Here is a 17,524-nt window from a genome sequence, read left to right as displayed (position 1 = left end):
AGCGCGGGCATTGCAAGTCGGACGGCGATACTGAGCGGGTGGGTAGGTGGTGGGTGTGGGTGCTGTGGGGCGGCCTGGCGTGCTGGCTGGTCGGGTTCTGGTGGCACTGGTCGAGAACATCGTGGTGGATCTTCGACATCCTGATGAACCCACTCATGGGTGCGCTGTACTTGCTTGGGCTGGCGGCGGTGGTTGTCGCGGCGATGAGAGGCCGCCGTTGGGTGGTTCTCGCGACGGTGGTGCCGGTACTAGTCGTCGTGACCGTAGTGGTGAACTCCGGTTGGATGCTGGCACCACGAATGTGGTTCGCGATGCACCGGCCGCTTTTCGACCGGGCCCTGGAGGCCGACCCCGGCGATGACTACTACGGAAACCAATTGCCTTGGATGCTGAGGTTTCTCACCGCAGATGGAAAAGCCTCGGACCAATTGGGAAACCGCTTCTTCCCGCAATGGATCGGCATTCCGGACGATGCCGGCGGCTACCTGTACAACCCGAACGAGTCTCCCGAGGGGCTCTACATGTACGGGCTCGTCTGTAACAATCCGGTCGATCTCGGTGGCGGCTGGTGGATGTGCGGCTTGCGCAACAACGGCCTGTAGCTGCCCAGCTACTGCCGGTAGCTCACCAGGAAGTTGCCCAGCCGCTCGATGGCCTGGGCCAGGTCCCGCGCCCACGGCAGGGTGACGATGCGCAGGTGATCCGGTGTGGGCCAGTTGAATCCCGTGCCCTGGGTCAGCAGGATCTTCTCCTGCAGCAACAGATCGAGCACCAGTTGCTCGTCGTCGTGGATGTCGTACACCTCGGGATCCAGGCGCGGGAACGCGTACAGCGCGCCCGACGGTTTCACGCAGGACACCCCGGGGATCTCGTTGAGCTTGGTCCACGCGGTGTCGCGCTGCTCGAGCAGGCGGCCGCCCGGCAACACCAGGTCGTCGATGCTCTGATGGCCACCGAGGGCCACCTGAATCGCATACTGCGCAGGCACATTCGGGCACAGCCGCATATTCGACAGCAGGCTGATGCCCTCGATGAAGCTGGTCGCGTGCTCCTTCGGGCCCGTGATGACCAGCCAGCCGGAGCGGTAACCCGCCACCCGGTAAGCCTTGGAGAGCCCGTTGAACGTCAGGGTCAGCAGGTCGGGCGCGAGGGTGGCCAGCGAGATGTGCTTGGCCTCGTCGTAGAGGATCTTGTCGTAGATCTCGTCGGCCAACAGCAGGAGCTGATGCTTGCGGGCCAGCTCCACCATCTGCTCCAGGGTTTCGCGGCTGTACACCGCGCCCGTGGGGTTGTTCGGGTTGATCACCACGAGCGCCTTGGTGCGCTCGGTGATCTTGGACTCGATATCGGCGACGTCGGGATTCCAGCCCTGGGTTTCGTCGCACATGTAGTGCACCGGCGTGCCGCCGGCCAGCGCGGTCGAGGCCGTCCACAGCGGGTAATCCGGCGCCGGGATGAGCACCTGGTCGCCGTTGTCCAACAGCGCCTGCAAGGTCATGGTGATGAGCTCGGAGACTCCGTTGCCCAGATAGACGTCTTCGATGTCGAACTTGGGAAAACCTTCGACCAACTCGTACCGGGTGAACACCGCGCGGCGCGCGCTGGCGATGCCCTTGGAGTCGGAATAGCCCTGCGCATTCGGCAGGGCCTGGATCATGTCGCGCATGATCACGTCGGGTGCCTCGAAGCCGAACGGCGCGGGGTTGCCGATGTTGAGCTTGAGGATGCGGTGCCCTTCAGCTTCCAGCCGTGAGGCGTGCTCGTGTACCGGTCCGCGGATCTCGTACAGGACGTCCTGCAGCTTCGTGGACTGGGCGAACGTACGCGGCTTCGGGTGCTGACCGGTCTGCCACGGCAACTGATGGGTAGTCACGCTCACCATGGTCTCATCACAGTCCACTGATTTTGGAATTTGCCGAACATGCAGGTGGCCACGGCCACACCCGGCCGATTTGCCAAGGTGCGGCATCCGTGCCTGTTCCTGCGATTCGTATGTCAACCCCCTGTGTGTTCGCTTGGGTGCCCGCGCGCCGGCCAAAAAGCTGCGCAACCATGGCTGGAACACAAATTGCTGACGATTTTCCCAGCTCAAAGGGTATTTGCGTCGGCAACAGTTCAACCCGATTGGCAATCCACATGGCACGAATCACCAGCATCTTCCGAGTCAACACTCTGGCCGCGGCCATGGGCGCAAGCGCCTTCGTCGCCATGGGCGTCCTCGCTGCGACCCTCGGCGGGGCACAGCAGCAGGGACCGGCAACCGTCGTCTCCGGCGGACCCATGACCCTTGGTGAAACCACGACCGTCACCTACACCGGGACCATCGCCCCCGCCGTCGCAGCCCCCGCAGTCAAGGCCAAGCCCTTCGGCGGCAGCGGCAGCTGATAGCCCCGGATACGCCGAACGGCCACCTCCGTCGTGGAGATGGCCGTTCGGTGCGTTAGGTACCCGCCTCAGCGCTTACCGGGGCGCTTGACGCCGGCCTTCATGCCCAGGCCCACGACCGGAGGTTCCGGCTTGGCGGGCTCGGCAGGCGCTTCGGCCTTCTCGGCTGCCGGTTCCGCAGCCGGCTCGGCGGCGGGTGCGGCAGGTGCAGCCGGGGCCGGAGCGGCCTTAGCAGCCTTCTTGGCGCCCGGACGACGTGCGCCCGAGGCAATGCCCAGACCCACGACCGGCGGTTCCGGCTTGGCCGGCTCGGCGGCCGCAGGAGCGGCAGCCGGTGCCTCTGCAGCGGGAGCTGCCGGAGCAGCCGACGCGGCAGGGGCCGCAGCCTTCTTGGCACCCGGACGCTTCGCGCCGGACGCCATGCCCAGACCCTTCACCGGCGCCGCGGGAGCAGCCGGGGCCGCGGGGGCCTCGGCAGCCGGAGCGGCAGAGGCGGCGGGAGCTGCGGTCTTCTTGGCACCCGGACGCTTGGCGCCCCCGGCGATACCCAGGCCCTTGACCGGAGCAGCCGGGGCCACGGGCGCCTCGGCAGCCGGAGCGGCAGAGGCGGCGGGAGCTGCGGTCTTCTTGGCACCCGGACGCTTGGCGCCCCCGGCCATTCCCAGACCCTTGACCGGAGCCGCAGCTGCGGCCGGGGCTGCGGGGGCTTCGGCAGCCGGTGCTGCCTCGGCGGGTGCGGCTTCCTCGACGACCGGCGCCGGGGCAGGTGCCGCGGCTTCGGCCTTGGCCTCGGCTTCCGCGCGCGCCTCGGCCCGCTTCTCGGATTCCTTTGCCGCCGTGCCCTTCTCGGGCAGCTTGAGGCCGCTCTTGTCCAACGAGTTCAGCAGCAGCTGAGCCACGTCGAGCACTTCGGCCTTCTCGACGTTGCGAGCCGCGGCCACGTCGTCGACACCGTCGGTGATCATCACGCGGCAGAACGGGCAGCCGGTCGCGATGGTCGAGGCGGTGTCCATCGCCTCCTCGGTGCGCTCCACGTTCACGCGCTTGCCGATGTGCTCTTCCATCCACATGCGCGCGCCACCGGCACCACAGCACAGGCCGCGGTCGGCGTGGCGGGGCATTTCCTTGAGCGTCACGCCGGAGGCCTCCACGAGCTCACGCGGAGCCTCGTAGACCTTGTTGTGACGACCCAGGAAGCACGGATCGTGGTAGGTGACCTCGGGGCCGCCGGTGGACTTGACCGGCACCAGCTTCTTGTCCCGGACCAGCCGGTTGAGCAGCTGCGTGTGGTGCACGACGGTGTAGTTGGCACCCAGCTGGGGGTACTCGCGACCGATCGTGTTGAAGCAGTGCGGGCAGGTCACGACGATCTTGCGGTCGACGGTCTCGACACCCTCGAACAGCTCGTTGATGGTCTCGACGTTCTGCGCGGCCAGCTGCTGGAACAGGAACTCGTTGCCGGAGCGGCGAGCCGAGTCACCCGTACAGGTCTCACCGGTGCCCAGCACCAGGAACTTCACGCCCGAGGCGGCAAGCAGTTCGGCGACGGCTTTGGTGGTCTTCTTGGCCCGGTCCTCGTAGGCGCCGGCGCAGCCGACCCAGAACAGGTACTCGAAGCCGTCGAAGCTCTCCACGTCCTCGCCGTAGACCGGCACGTCGAAGTCGACCTCGTCGATCCAGTTCGTGCGGTCCTTGGCGTTCTGGCCCCAGGGGTTGCCCTTGAGCTCCAGGTTCTTGAACAGCACGCCGAGCTCACCGGGGAACTCCGACTCGACCATGACCTGGTAGCGGCGCATGTCGACGATGTGGTCGATGTGCTCGATGTCCACCGGGCACTGCTCCACGCAGGCGCCACAGTTGGTGCAGGACCACAGCACGTCGGGGTCGATGACGCCGCCCTGCTCAGCGGTGCCGACCAGCGGGCGCAGCGCCTGCTCGGGGCCGGAACCTTCGATGCGTGCGAAACCGTCTTCGGGCACACCGTGCCCGTGCAGGCTGTCGCCCAGCGTGGCGAAGTCGACCGAGCCCTCTTCTGGCATCGGCTTGCCCTCGATGATGTAGGGAGCCTTGGCGAACAGATGGTCGCGCAGGTTCATCATCACGAGCTTGGGAGACAACGGCTTACCGGTGTTCCAGGCCGGACACTGCGACTGGCAGCGACCGCACTCGGTGCAGGTCGCCATGTCGAGGTTGGCCTTCCAGGTGAAGTCCTCGATGCGGCCCTTGCCGAACACAGCGTCCTCGGAAGGATCCTCGAAGTCGATCTTCTCGCCCTTGTACTCCATGGGAAGCAGCGGGCCGAGGCCGTCGGGCAGACGCTTGAAGGTGACGTTGATCGGGGCCAGGCCGATGTGCAGGTGCTTGGAGTGCAGCACGATCAGCAGGAAGGCCAGCATGACGCCCAGGTGGGCCATCAGCGCCAGGGACTCCAGCCACACGTTGGCGGTGTGGCCGAGGGGGGCCAGCAGCGCGGCCATGCCGTCGGAGAAGAAGGCGCCGGACTGGTAGGGGAAGTTCTCGCCGAGCACGTTGACGGCCGCACCGCGGAACACCGCATAGGTCGCGATGACCAGGAAGATCATGATCAGGATCGTCCAGGCACCGCCGTTGTGTGAGCCGTAGAACCGGGACTCGCGGCCCAGCTGCTCGGGATTCTTACGGATACGGATGATCGCGAAGACGATGATGCCGGCCAGCACGGCGACGGCGAAGAAGTCCTGAAGGAAGCCCAGCACCGCCCAGCGGCCGACGAACGGGATGTGGAACTCGGGGTTGAACAGCACCCCGTAGGCCTCGAGGTACACCGTGGCCAGGACGAAGAAGCCCCACATGGTGAAGAAGTGCGCGATGCCGGGGATCGACCACTTCAGCAGCTTCGACTGAGCGAAGACTTCCTTGTTCTGGTTCAGGAAACGCTGGACGAGATGGTCCTTGCGGCCGCGCTCGTCACCGACCTTCTGTCCCGAGCTGATCAGCTTGGTCAGCCACAGCACGCGCTTGCCGGCGAACACCAGCACGACGAGTGTTGCGAGCACACCGAGAATCAGTCGCGACACAACCAACGTGTGTTCGAGACTCTCCACAGAAACGCCTCCATTCGGATGTTACCCGTGAGTAACTTGGGCATAGTTACCCGTCAGTAACTTAGCTTCCTTCAGCTCATAGTGACATTTAGGTGTTTCTTGCCGCTACCGAGGCTTACCTAACTTTGAGAACGCTGTGGTATGGATCTCACGCCAGCATCGCCCGCAACATCGACAACATCTCGGTGCGCGACTCAGCGCCCAGGCGCCGCCGAATCCGGGCCACATGGTGCTCGACGGTTTTGGCCGAGATGAACAACTGGCTGCCGATGTCCCGGTAGGGCATCCCGAGCAGCAGCAGTTCGGCCACCTCCCGCTCGCGGTCGGACAACTTGGTGGACGACGGAGCCGGCGCCTGGGGTGCGGCGCCAGTCGCAGGAGCAGACGCCGGCCCGGCCTCCACCTCCTCGATCGCGCTGGTCTGCTTGAGGTCGCGGGCCAGTTGCAACATCGCCTGGGACACCCGGGCATCCGGGGTCTGCAGTGCGGCCTGGCTGGCCAACCGGGTGCCGTCCCAGGTCAGGCCGAACTGCGACAGGGCCCGGGCCGCAGTGGTGACCTCATCGGTGTCGACGTGATTGGCCAGCACCCGCAGCCAGGTACGCCCGGCATTGGCCAGCGCCCGGGCGAAGGCGCTCTCACCGGCTGCGGCGGTCAGTGCCTGTCCGTGCGGGGCGACGGCTCCGGGTGAGTTGGCCAGGATCCCGGCGTGCACTCCGGCCCAGTGCAGCGGCACCGACCACAAGACAGGATTGCCCAGCCCCGCAAGCAGACTCCACGCCTCGGACAGCGTGTGTTCCAGGCGGTCGACCTGACGCATCCTGGCGCCGGCCACCCACAACTCACCCAGCGGCAGCAGCGAGAACAGGTCGATCGAATACTCGGCGAGCACCTCGACTGCGGCATACCAGTGCTTCTGGACGGCGCCGCTGTCCCCGCTGCGGCGGGCGATCGCGGTACGCAGCGCCGCGGCCCACAACGCGTCTCTCCGGTGCAGATCCTCGCCCGCTTCGGCGGCGGCAGCATCCGCGCCGGCTGCGCCGAGCTGGCCGTCCTGCATCTTCACCCAGCCCAACAGCAGGCGGTGGCGCGCCGCGCTGAACGCCTCCTCACCCGCGCTTCCGGCCCGCACCGCGCGGCTGATCACACTGCGTGCCCGCACCGAGTCGCCGCCGTGCAGGGCGGCCAGAGTCACCAGCGCCGCCGGGGTGTCGGGGGCGACACCACCCGCCTGGTATCCGGTGACGGCGTGACTCAGCCGGGCCACCGTCACCGCGAACGGCTGATCCAACGACAGCACCAGACCTTCGGCCAGACTGCGTGCCGCCCGCGCCGTCGAGGTGGGTGGTCCGGCCACCTCGGAGCTCGACGACGCCCGCGCCGCATCGGCGTCACCGGCGGCGAGAAAGGCGGTCGCGGCGGCTGAGCTGATCAAGGTGTCCGGATACGGACCGAGCCAACGGAACAGGTCCGCAGCCTGGGCTGCGCCGCCGTCGTGCATGGCGACGCTGGCCGCGACGCGCACCGCGGTGGCCCGTTCGGACGGGTCCTCGGAGCCGAGCAACTCATCGGCCATGCGCGCCGCGGTGGTGCAGTCCCCGGCAAGCGCCAATGCGTCGGCCAGGCGGGTGCTCACCGCGGCGGCCCCGGCCGTGACCGCGGCGCGGTAGAGCCGGGCCGCCCGCGCCGGCCGGGCGCGATTGTGGGCGGCGTGCTCGGCCAGCGCCTCGGCCAGCCGGTCATCGCGCAGTCCGTGCTCGGCCAGGCGCACCGCGAGGTCGGCAGACAAGGTCGACAGCTCGAGTTGCGAAGTGAGCAGGGAAGTTTCGATCTCGTGATGGCGGGCGGCGCCGGCGATCTGGGCGAGCGATTCGTGCACCAGCCGCACGAACCGCCGGTCATGGGACGGCTCCACCAATCCGCCGGCGCGGGCCCGATCCACCAACGCTGCCGCCTCGGCGCCGGTCAGTCGCAGTGCCGCCGCGACGTCGTCGGGGCCGAGATCGTGGCTCAGCGAGAGGATCAGCAGCGCATCGCGGGTGGCGTCGTCAACCCGGCGCAACCGGTGCAGCAGTGCGAACCGTGCCGCGTCGGCCGGCGCCTCGACCGCGTCCGCCGCCGCCCGCAACAGAAACGGCAGGCCCGCGGTTGCGGCGAGCACCGATCTCACGGTTTCCACGGTGGCCGGAGACCCCAGCGCCGTGGTCAGCACCCGGCCCACCTCGGCTGGGGCCATGGGCCCGACTCGCAGCACCGAGTTCTCCCGCTCCAGTGCGGTCGCCAACGCCTGCAACGGCAGGCGGTGGGTCAACGGCTCACAGGCCACCACCACAGTCGCCGAAGGATCCGCGACTTTCTCTGCAAGACAGTCGATTTCGGTGTCGTCCAGCTGGTCTGCGTCGTCGACGACGAACGCCGCCTCGGCTGCATCGCCCGGTCGAGGTGCACGGGTCAGCACGGTACGGCCGGCCTCACGCAAGGTGCTGCGGATCTCGGTGAGCACCGTGCTCTTCCCGGTTCCGATGCCGCCGGACAGCAGCAGCTTGACCGGGGCGGCCGGATTGGCCAGCACCGCACCGATCGCCGATCGGGCAGCCACGGGAATCTCCGGAACGGACTCCGGCGCCGGGGCGGTCATCGGCGCCCCCTAGGCGCCGCCGCCGGGCGCCTCGGCTGCCGCAGTGGTGGTAGCCGGCGGTTGGGTGGTGGTCGGCGGCTTCGTTGTCGTCGGGGGCTGCGTGGTCGTCGTCGGCGGTTGCGTCGTGGTCGTGGTCGTCGGCGGCGTCGTTGTCGTTGTGGTCGTCGTCGTTGTCGTGGTGGTTGTGGTCGGGCTTGTCGTCGTGGTGGTTTCCGGCGCGGACGTGGTCGTCTCCGGAGGCGGCGGTGGCGGGACGACGACGGTGGTGGTCTTGACCCCGTCGGGACCCTCGGTCACGGTGGTGACCGGCTCAGGCGGCGGCCCCTCCGGGGACGGACCCATCGAAACCGTGGTGCTGGTCTCGGTGACCGGGGTGGAATCTCCCTCGGAGCTGGTCAACGTCACCGCGAGGCCGCCCGCGGCCAGCAGCACGGCCGCGGCCGCCGCCCCGAACAGGATCCCCGGGCGCTTGTACCAGGGCAGCGGCGCCGGGCCGGCGTCGAACATCTCTTCTTCGTGGCTGAACTCGACGGGTGGCCGCGCCGCGGTCGTGCCCGGCGCGGTTTCGTATTCGCCGCCCGCGTAGGGCACCGGTTCGTTTCCGGGAGCATCGTCCTGCGACCAGGCCAGTGCGCCGACATTCGCCCCATCGGCGCCGTTGGCCGACGGCTGCGCCGCAGTGGCACCCGCCGCCCAGGCCGCCGGACCGAGGCTGGTCGGGGCCATCCCGGTCGGAGCGTCGGCGGCCGCCACCTCGGGGGCCATGCCGGTCGCTGCACCGGCGTCGACGACTCGTTCGGCGACGAGAGCGGCCCCCAGAGCCCCATCGAGCTGGGGTCGTTGGGTCGTCACCACCGGGGCTCGCAACCGCTCGGACAGCCGCTGGGTCACCAGGGGAATCGCGGCTCCGCCGCCGACAGTGGCGACCGCGTTCACGCTCGACAGCGCAATGTTGTTGCGCTGCAACATGTCTTCGACAGCATCAAGAAGGCCCGCCAGCGGCGCGGACACGAGCTGCTCTAGTTCCGGACGGGTCACCCTGACATCGGCGTTGAACCCCGGCAGTTCGGTGGGAATCGCCGTCGCGGTGTCGGCCGACAACCGCTCCTTGGCCTGCCGGCATTCGGCCCGCAGCTTCGCCAGCGAACCGACCGCCGCGGTGCCCGCCGGGTCGGCATCGTTGGCCGTCGCGACCCCGCTGAGCACATGGTTGAGCAACGCCTGGTCGATCTGATCGCCGGAGAAGTCGGGATAACGAACAGTCGGTCCGATGGTGGCGAAATCGGCACCGGCGTCGGCCAGCGTCACGCTCGTCCCGCTGCCACCGAAATCGCACAACACCACGACGCCGTCGGCGGGTAACCCGGGATCGGCCTGCAGCGCCGCCAGCGCGGTCAACGAGTCGGGCACGAGGCCCGGTGGAACGCCGTCGGGCGACAGCGCGGGCTTGTTGCGCAGTGCACCGCGCAACGCGCCGACGGTGCTCGGGCCCCAGTGTGCCGGTACCGCGATCACCACGGGGGCACCGCCGCCGACGGCGCGGGCCATCACGTCCAGCGCCTCGGCCAGCACCAGTTCACCGCGGTGCCGGGAGCCATCGGCGGCGACGAGAGGTACCGGGTCGCCCACGCGCTCCACGAAGCCGGTCAACGGCAAACCGCTGCCGGTGTACTCGCCCACGTCCGGCGCGCGGTCGTTGTGCAGCGTGAAGATCGATCGGCGGATCACCGGTTGGCGGCCTTCGCGGGCTGCCACCAGGTTGGTCATCCCGATCGACAACCCCAGTGAGTCGGTCATCAGGCGTCACTCCTGTTGTCTCGGCCGACCCTCACCCTAACTGCTGGGGCGTCGAAGGCCCGGCATTGTTCCCCTAGTGGCGTCAATCCCCTAATGGTCACCCCCCTAATGGCGGGCGCGCGGGGGTGGGTTCGGCACCGATCCCAGCTCCCTCACAGCTGGCTAGCATTTGAAGCGAACTTCGAGGAGGTGGAGCATGGCGAACACATTGCTGGACTTTGTGATGTCGCTGGTACGCGACCCCGACGCCGCTGCCCACTATGCCGCCGACCCGGCGCAGGCCATCGCGGATGCGCATTTGACCGATGTGACCAGCGCGGACGTAAACAATCTGATTCCGGTCGTGTCGGAGTCGTTGTCGACGGCCGGCCCCGGCGGCTCGTTCGGTGACCTCGGTGCCGCCGATCCGGGCGGCAACGTCTGGGCCAGTGGCGCGGCGACTGCGGCATTCGACGCCTTCGGTGATCATGTGCCGGTCGATGCCCCCAACCATGCTTGGGGTTCGACGGCGAGCCAGGTCATCGACGAGTCCGGCGTTCTGGACCATTCCGTGTCCACCGGGCCGGCCATCGGCGACATCGGGGCGCTTCAACAGCCGCTCGACGACATATCACTGCAGCTCAACGAGCCCGTCATCGACGATGCGCCGATCGTCGACCCGACCCAGGAGCCCGATTGGGCCCATCCGATCGTCGACGACCAGCACCACACCGATGGTGGCGGCGGATTCGACATCTTCGACTGAAGCTACCGAGCTTTCCCGTAAGCGCGCGACCCACGTGGTCGCGCGCTTATTGCGTTTACCTGCGGAAACGTCAATAGATCTGGGGGTGCCCACCCATGCCCCTACGTATCCCCTATGCCCCTATTGGGGCAACCCCATGCACCCCGGGTGGGGGAGATGCGGGGAGGGGAATCGACCCCGTTTCCGGTGCCGCGGCGCACCCATAACGTTGTCTCCAGATCGCCGGAGAGCCCGGCGGGGGACTCACCAGAGACTCCCAGAAACATTCGAAAGGTTGGAGAAATGACCTCTCTGATCGACTTCATCCTCGAGCTCTTCCGCAGCCCGGCCGCCGCGGCGGCCTACGTTGCCAACCCCGAGGGCGCACTGCGCGACGCCGGGCTGCCGAACGTGTCGGCCGCCCAGCTGGCCTCAGTCGCGGCAACGGCCGCCCCGGCCGGCATCGCGCTGGGCAACGGCGACCCGGTTTACGGACTGCAGCGGGCGGTGGCCGACTACCACAGCATCGGCTCCCCGTTCTCCCCGCAGACGGCCTTCACCTCGCAGCCGACCTTCGCTCCGCAGACCAACACCGATTTCATGAGCGGCAACTCCACGGACCTGGCCAGCCACAACAACACCCCGATCATGAGCCCCAACCAGGACGCGGGCGCCAACGCCCAGCAGGGTGCGTTCAACCTGGGCTTCGGCGACATCACGCTCGGTGACAAGACCTCGAACACCGCCACCAACGGTGCCGTGGTGAACACCGGCCATGCCGACGGTCCCATCGTCACCGGTGACGGCGCGGTCCTGGGCCACGGCAACACCGTCAACAACGGTGACGTCTGGGCCGGCTCGGGTTCGCACGTCAACGTTGGTGAGGGCAACGCGATCCAGGACAGCTCGCAGCATGCCGGCGGCAATGTCATCTCCGGCAACGACGGCCCGGTGATCAGTGATGTCGACATGAGCGGTGGCCACGGCGGTGGCGCCAGCGCCAGCGGTGGCGGCGGCCTGCTCGGCATCGGCGGCGGACACGCCAGCGGTGGCGACGGAGGCAACGCCGGCAGCATCGTGATCAGCGACAAGTCGAACCACGCGGTGGGCGGCAACCAGACCACCGCCGGTCACGACGTGGGCAGCGGCAACAGCAGCGTGATCGATTCGTCGGTGCACAGCTCGACCTCGACCACGAGCTCCGCCAACACCTCGCTGTCCGATCACTCGGTGACCGACAGCTCGATCCACGAAGACAGCTCGGTGCAAAACACCAGCTCCGTGCACAGCTCGGTCACCGACGACTCGGTGCACCAGGTCGGTGGATTGAACAGCAACTTCGCGCCGGACACCCACACCAACACCCATGTGGACACCGCGTCGCACAACGACGTCGGCTTCCACGGGTTCTGATCCGCACCACACCGCAACGGGCGGGGACCTCCACACCGGGGGTCCCCGCCCCGTTCGTGCGCCTACGGTGAGACCTGCAGGAGGGAACGTTCATGACTCAACCGACGCAACCGAGTGACCCACGCAAGGTCGCGGCCGGCGGGCCGGCCAGACCAGTCGCGGTGATCGTCGAGCTCATCGACCATGCGAGCAGGATCGCCGCTGCTCGGGACCGCGGTGACCTCGTGGAACGCCTGCGGGTGGCCAATGTGCGGATCAACGATCCGCAGATCCGGGTGGTCATCGCCGGTCAGCTCAAGCAGGGCAAGAGCCAGCTGCTCAACTCGCTGCTCAACGTTCCGGTAGCGCGGGTCGGCGACGATGAAAGCACGGTTCTGGCCACCGTGGTCTCCTACGGAGACCAGCCCACCGCTCGCCTGGTGGTGGCGAGGCCCGACGGCGCCGAACCCGAACTGATCCCCATCGCCCCCTCGGACCTGACCAAGGACCTGCGCCGGGCACCCGAAGCGGGTGGTCGCGAGGTATTGCGTGTCGAGGTGACCGCACCCAGCCCGCTGCTCAAAGGCGGTCTGGCATTCATCGACACCCCGGGAGTGGGCGGGCACGGACAGCCGCACCTGTCATCGACCCTCGGCCTGCTGCCTGACGCCGACGCGCTGCTGATGGTCAGCGACACGAGTCAGGAATTCACCGAGCCGGAGATGATCTTCATCCGCCAGGCGGTCGAAATCTGCCCGCTGGCAACGATTGTGGCGACCAAGACCGACCTGTACCCGCATTGGCGGGAAATCGTCGGCGCCAATGTCGGCCACCTGCAACGAGCCGGCGTGAACATTCCGATCACTCCGGTTTCTTCCGTGCTCCGCAGCCACGCGATCCAGCTCAACGACAAGGAACTCAACGAGGAATCGAACTTCCCGGCCATCGTGAAGTTCCTGTCCGATCGAGTGCTGTCCCGGGAGAACGATCGCGTACGCGATGAGGTGGTCGCCGAGGTTCAATCGGCTGCAGAACATCTGCTGCTCGCGGTGGACTCCGAGCTGTCGGCCTTCAACGATCCGGGTGAACGCGAGCGGCTGACCGCGGACCTGGAACGCCGCAAGGAGGAAGCCCAGGAAGCGTTGCAGCAGACCGCCTTGTGGCAGCAGGTGCTCAACGACGGAATCGCCGATCTGACCGCCGACGTCGATCACGACCTGCGCCATCGGTTCCGCAACATCACCGCACACACCGAGAAGGTCATCGACTCCGGCGACCCCACCCTGCACTGGGCGGAGATCGGCACCGAACTGGAAGAAGCGGTGGCCACCGCGGTCGGTGACAACTTCGTCTGGGCATACCAACGGGCCGAGGCGCTGGCGGGCGAAGTGGCCCGAACCTTCACCGAGGCGGGCCTCGAGGCGGTGCAGTTGCCGCAGATCGATGCCAGGGACATGGGCGCCGGATTCGGCGAGATGAAATCGCTGGCCCGGCTCGAAGCCAAGCCGATCAAGGCCGGGCACAAGGTCATCACCGGCATGCGCGGCTCTTACGGCGGTGTGCTGATGTTCGGCATGCTCACCTCGTTCGCCGGGCTGGGCATGTTCAACCCGCTGTCGCTGGGCGCCGGCCTGGTGCTGGGCCGCAAGGCCTACAAGGAGGACATGGAGAACCGCATGTTGCGGGTGCGCGGGGAGGCCAAGACCAATACGCGCAAGTTCGTCGACGACGTCGCCTTCGTCGTCGGCAAGGAATCGCGGGATCGGCTCAAGGGCATTCAACGGCAACTGCGCGACCACTATCGGGGGATCGCCAACCAGACCACCCGCTCACTCAACGAGTCGCTGCAGGCCACCCTGATGGCGGCCAAGGTTGAGGAGAACGAGCGCAACGCCCGGGTCATGGAGCTGGAGCGCCAGCAGAACATCCTCACCCAAGTGGTCCAGCACGCACAGAATTTAGCCAGCGAGGCCCCACTAGGCTCCAACAGTTAGTTTCGATGTGGTTTTCGGGTTGGAAGGGTTGGACTCCGCAGCGTGAGCACGGCCGATCAGGTGCGCTCGATTCTGGGCGGCACCATCAAGGCGTACCGGGGGGACCCGGCCTACCGCAATCGGCCTGACGTGCACAACGAGCTCGACCGGATCGGCCGCCGGCTCAACCAGCCGATCCGCATCGCGCTGGCCGGCACGCTCAAGGCGGGCAAGTCGACGCTCGTCAACGCGCTGGTCGGGGAGGACATTGCGCCCACCGACGCCACCGAGGCGACCCGCATCGTCACCTGGTTCCGGCACGGGCCCACCCCCAAGGTGACCGCCAACCACCGTGGCGGGCGGCGTGCCAATGTGCCGATCGCGCGGGATCCGCACGACCGGGGTCTCACGTTCAGCTTCGCCGGGCTGAACCCCGAGGATGTCGTGGACCTCGACGTCGAGTGGCCGGCCGCCGAGCTCGTCGACACCACGATCATCGACACCCCGGGAACCTCGTCGCTGTCGCGGGACGTCTCCCAGCGAACCCACCGGCTGCTGGTCCCCGACGACGGCGTCCCTCGCGTCGACGCGGTGGTGTTCCTGTTGCGCACCCTCAACGCCGCCGACATCGCCCTCCTCAAGCAGATCGGTGAGCTCGTCGGCGGGGCCTCGGGCGCACTCGGGGTCATCGGGGTGGCCTCGCGGGCCGATGAGATCGGTGCCGGGCGTATCGACGCGATGATGTCGGCGAAGGATGTCGCCAAGCGGTTCACCGAAGAGATGGACAAGACCGGGATCTGTCAGGCCGTTGTCCCGGTATCCGGGCTCCTCGCCCTGACCGCCCGCACCCTGCGCCAGAGCGAGTTCGTCGCGCTTCAGAAGCTCGCCGGCATCGAGCCGGCCCAATTGACGAAGGCCATGCTCTCGGTGGACCGCTTCGTCCGCGAGGACAGCTCGCTGCCGGTGGACGCGGCTACACGTGCGGCGCTGCTGGACCGGTTCGGCATGTTCGGCATCCGAATCTCGATCGCGGTGATGCACGCGGGCGTGTCCGACTCCGTCGCCCTGGCCGACGAACTGCTGGAACGCAGCGGCCTGATCGCCTTGCGCGATGTGATCGACCAGCAGTTCGCGCAACGGTCGGAGCTGCTCAAGGCGCATACGGCGCTGCTGTCATTGCGGCAGTTCGTGCAGCACAACCCGATCTACGCGACCCCCTACATCCTCGCCGACATCGACCCGTTGCTCGCCGACACGCACGCCTTCGAGGAGCTGCGGCTGCTCAGCCTGCTGCGTTCCCGTCCCACCACGCTGAACGAGGACGAGATGGCGTCGCTGCGCCGCATCATCGGCGGCTCGGGAACCGACGCGGCCAGCCGGCTCGGGCTACAACCCGACGCGCCGTTCGACGGCCCCCGCTCGGCGTTCGCGGCGGCACAGCGCTGGCGGCGACGTGCCGACCATCCGCTCAACGATCCATTCACTACGCGGGCCTGCCGGGCCGCGGTGCGCAGTGCCGAGGCATTGGTCGCCGAGTACTCGTCGCGGCAGTACTGAAGCTCGTATTGCAGGGGACTTAACGAAATGAGCCCCTCCGTCGACATACAGGTATGCGTGAGTGCCTGGGGTTGTCCGTGGGGGCGACCAATCTGGTGGCGATCGCCGACCACACGCCGCTGGTGCGGCGGGCGGTGCTCGCCGTGTCCGGGCATCGCGGGCCGGTGGTCGGTGTGCCGTCTTCGCCCGATGGCGGGCTGGTGTTCACCGACTTCGTGGGACGGGTCGGTGACCCGGTGCCGTTGGTCGCCGCCGACGGCTCGACGCATCGCGCGGATCAATTGTTGGCGGGCGCGGTCGAGGCGCTGACGCGTGAGGTCAGTCCCGCGCATCGTCCGGACACGACGGTGCTGGCGGTGCCCGCGCATTGGAGCTCGGCGGCATTCGATTCAGTGCGTGCCGCGTTGCCCGGCGTCCGGGTGGCGCCCGACTCTGTCGCGGCGTTGACGGCCATCCAGTCGTACCCGGGGCTGCCGGCCCGCGGTGTCGTCGCCCTGTGCGATTTCGGCGGGACCGGCACCAGCCTGACCCTGGCCGACGCTGCCGCGGGATTCGCGACCATCGGCCGGACCATCCGCTACGACGAGTTCTCCGGTGACCTGATCGACCAGGAATTGCTGCGAGGCGTCCTGAACAATCTCGATGCCGAACCGGCCGGCACCGCAGCGGTGACCGCACTGACCCGACTGCGGGATCAGTGCCGGACCGCCAAGGAACAGTTGAGCGACCAGAGTGCGACCAGCCTGACCGGAGTTGGCAGCGCGATCAGGCTCACCCGTGCCGAGCTGGACGCGGTGATGGACCAGCCGCTCGGTGGGGTTATCGAGGCAATGCTGGACCTGCTGCGCCGCAACGGTATTCACCCGGCACAGCTGGCGGCGTTGGTCACCGTCGGCGGCGGTGCGCGGATACCCCTTGTCACGCAACGGCTTTCATCGGCATTCCGCCTTCCCGTCACCACCGTGCCGCAAGCTCAGGTGATCGCCGCGGTCGGAGCCGGACTGCTGGCCCGACGCGGGGTCGACGAGACCGCCACGCAGGTGGCCTGTGCCTCTCCTGTTTCGGCGTCTGCTTCGGCATCTGCTTTTGCTTCGGCGACCGGCACGGTGGCCGCGTCCGCGTTGGCCTGGTCGGCCGAAGACTCGGTGGCTGAGGTCGCCGAGTTCATTCCCGAATCGGTCGCCGACGACTCGGCCCGGCCCGAATTCGTGTTCTCCGAGCCGCCGTTACCGCCCGCTCCGGCGCGCGTTGCCTGGTACCGGCGCGGCGGCGTGGTGGCCTATGCGGCGGTGTTCCTGGCCGTTGTAGGCACCGTCGGCATGGTGTTGTCGGCACGGGCCGATCGGCTCGACGCCGCCGTGACCGGGTCGATGGCGCCGCAAACCGTTCCGGCCGAGTCTCCGTTGGCCCAAGCCGCGCCCGCACCGCCGACCCGGACCGTGGTGGTGCGTGATCCGTCCTGGCCGGGGCCCGCGGCGTCGGCAGGTTCTGCGCCTCGGCCGGCCGCTGCGCCGTGGTTGGTGCAGAGTCGTCAGAGCGCACCACTTGCTCCCGCCCCGCAGCGGGTGGCCCCGGCGCCGCAGGCACCCCTCCCGCAGCCGGCCGCTCCCGCGCCTCTGCCTCCGCCGCCGGCAGCGATCCCGCCGATCCCGGTGCCGCCGTTGGCATTTCCACCCGTGCCGATCCCACAATTGCCGATACCGCAATTGCCGATCCCGACATTCAAGCCCCCGGTGCCTTCGCCGTCTCCCAGTCCTTCGCCTACGCCGTCTCCCACGCCGGAGCCGACTGTGGAGCCCAGCCCGACTCCGAAGCCGACTGCGACTCCGACTCCTGAGCCGACTGTGACGCCTCAACCGACACATACCGCAGAGCCAACGCCTGAGCCGACGCGTGCACCTGAGCCGACGCAAGCGCCCACGCCCACTTCAGCGGCGCCGTCACCCTGACGCTGCGCGTTGTTTAGGTGGCGGAT

At 68.0% G+C, this 17,524-nt stretch carries 11 protein-coding genes; 7 read left to right on the top strand and 4 right to left on the bottom strand.

Annotated features, from left to right (window positions below):
- The first annotated feature begins 38 nt into the window (after nt 1–38).
- A complete protein-coding gene (locus AB0I14_RS02000; protein ID WP_358015100.1) occupies nt 39–602 on the top strand; it encodes a hypothetical protein in 564 nt (187 codons plus the stop codon).
- 8 nt (nt 603–610) lie between these two features.
- On the opposite strand, the gene AB0I14_RS01995 is transcribed toward AB0I14_RS02000, so the two are convergent.
- Complete coding sequence (locus tag AB0I14_RS01995) at nt 611–1,900, bottom strand: pyridoxal phosphate-dependent aminotransferase (protein ID WP_358015097.1); 1,290 nt, start codon at nt 1,898–1,900, stop codon at nt 611–613.
- Between the two features lie 236 nt (nt 1,901–2,136).
- On the opposite strand from AB0I14_RS01995, the gene AB0I14_RS01990 reads away from it, so the two are divergent.
- Nucleotides 2,137–2,385, top strand: a complete 249-nt coding sequence (locus tag AB0I14_RS01990; protein ID WP_358015094.1) for a hypothetical protein — start codon at nt 2,137–2,139, stop codon at nt 2,383–2,385.
- A 68-nt stretch (nt 2,386–2,453) separates the two neighbouring features.
- Here the strand turns inward: AB0I14_RS01990 and AB0I14_RS01985 are convergent, their stop codons facing one another.
- From AB0I14_RS01985 to AB0I14_RS01975, 3 genes are all read right to left on the bottom strand, one after another.
- Nucleotides 2,454–5,468, bottom strand: a complete 3,015-nt coding sequence (locus AB0I14_RS01985) for a heterodisulfide reductase-related iron-sulfur binding cluster (RefSeq protein WP_358015092.1) — start codon at nt 5,466–5,468, stop codon at nt 2,454–2,456.
- A 148-nt stretch (nt 5,469–5,616) separates the two neighbouring features.
- Nucleotides 5,617–8,106 carry an isoniazid response ATPase/transcriptional regulator IniR gene (gene iniR / locus AB0I14_RS01980; protein ID WP_358015089.1) on the bottom strand — a complete coding sequence of 830 codons (2,490 nt, stop codon included), beginning with the start codon at nt 8,104–8,106 and terminating at the stop codon, nt 5,617–5,619.
- 9 nt (nt 8,107–8,115) lie between these two features.
- Entirely contained in the window at nt 8,116–9,903 is a 1,788-nt protein-coding gene (locus AB0I14_RS01975; protein WP_358015086.1) for an Hsp70 family protein, read from the bottom strand.
- A gap of 196 nt (nt 9,904–10,099) precedes the next feature.
- Between AB0I14_RS01975 and AB0I14_RS01970 the strand changes: the two genes are divergently transcribed.
- From AB0I14_RS01970 to AB0I14_RS01950, 5 genes are all read left to right on the top strand, one after another.
- On the top strand, nt 10,100–10,648 hold the full coding sequence (locus tag AB0I14_RS01970) for an Rv0340 family IniB-related protein (protein WP_358015083.1): 549 nt from the start codon (nt 10,100–10,102) through the stop codon (nt 10,646–10,648).
- Between the two features lie 282 nt (nt 10,649–10,930).
- Entirely contained in the window at nt 10,931–12,040 is a 1,110-nt protein-coding gene (locus AB0I14_RS01965; protein ID WP_358015080.1) for an IniB N-terminal domain-containing protein, read from the top strand.
- A gap of 92 nt (nt 12,041–12,132) precedes the next feature.
- Entirely contained in the window at nt 12,133–14,013 is a 1,881-nt protein-coding gene (gene iniA / locus AB0I14_RS01960) for an isoniazid-induced dynamin-like GTPase IniA (RefSeq protein WP_358015078.1), read from the top strand.
- A 42-nt stretch (nt 14,014–14,055) separates the two neighbouring features.
- Entirely contained in the window at nt 14,056–15,549 is a 1,494-nt protein-coding gene (locus tag AB0I14_RS01955; protein ID WP_358015075.1) for a dynamin-like GTPase family protein, read from the top strand.
- Between the two features lie 53 nt (nt 15,550–15,602).
- Nucleotides 15,603–17,498 carry an Hsp70 family protein gene (locus tag AB0I14_RS01950; protein ID WP_358015072.1) on the top strand — a complete coding sequence of 632 codons (1,896 nt, stop codon included), beginning with the start codon at nt 15,603–15,605 and terminating at the stop codon, nt 17,496–17,498.
- Nucleotides 17,499–17,524 lie beyond the last annotated feature (26 nt).

The organism is Mycobacterium sp. NPDC050441 (assembly GCF_040655355.1).
Lineage (GTDB): Bacteria > Actinomycetota > Actinomycetes > Mycobacteriales > Mycobacteriaceae > Mycobacterium.
Note: the sequence above shows the minus strand (reverse complement) of the source record. Positions and strands in the feature narration are given on the sequence as shown.

Coding starts and splice junctions, on each gene's coding strand:
- AB0I14_RS01975 (WP_358015086.1), bottom strand. CDS start 9,903: ATGACCGACTCACTGGGGTTGTCGATCGGGATGACCAACCTGGTGGCA.
- iniR (WP_358015089.1), bottom strand. CDS start 8,106: ATGACCGCCCCGGCGCCGGAGTCCGTTCCGGAGATTCCCGTGGCTGCC.
- iniA (WP_358015078.1), top strand. CDS start 12,133: ATGACTCAACCGACGCAACCGAGTGACCCACGCAAGGTCGCGGCCGGC.
- AB0I14_RS01990 (WP_358015094.1), top strand. CDS start 2,137: ATGGCACGAATCACCAGCATCTTCCGAGTCAACACTCTGGCCGCGGCC.
- AB0I14_RS01950 (WP_358015072.1), top strand. CDS start 15,603: ATGCGTGAGTGCCTGGGGTTGTCCGTGGGGGCGACCAATCTGGTGGCG.
- AB0I14_RS01970 (WP_358015083.1), top strand. CDS start 10,100: ATGGCGAACACATTGCTGGACTTTGTGATGTCGCTGGTACGCGACCCC.
- AB0I14_RS01965 (WP_358015080.1), top strand. CDS start 10,931: ATGACCTCTCTGATCGACTTCATCCTCGAGCTCTTCCGCAGCCCGGCC.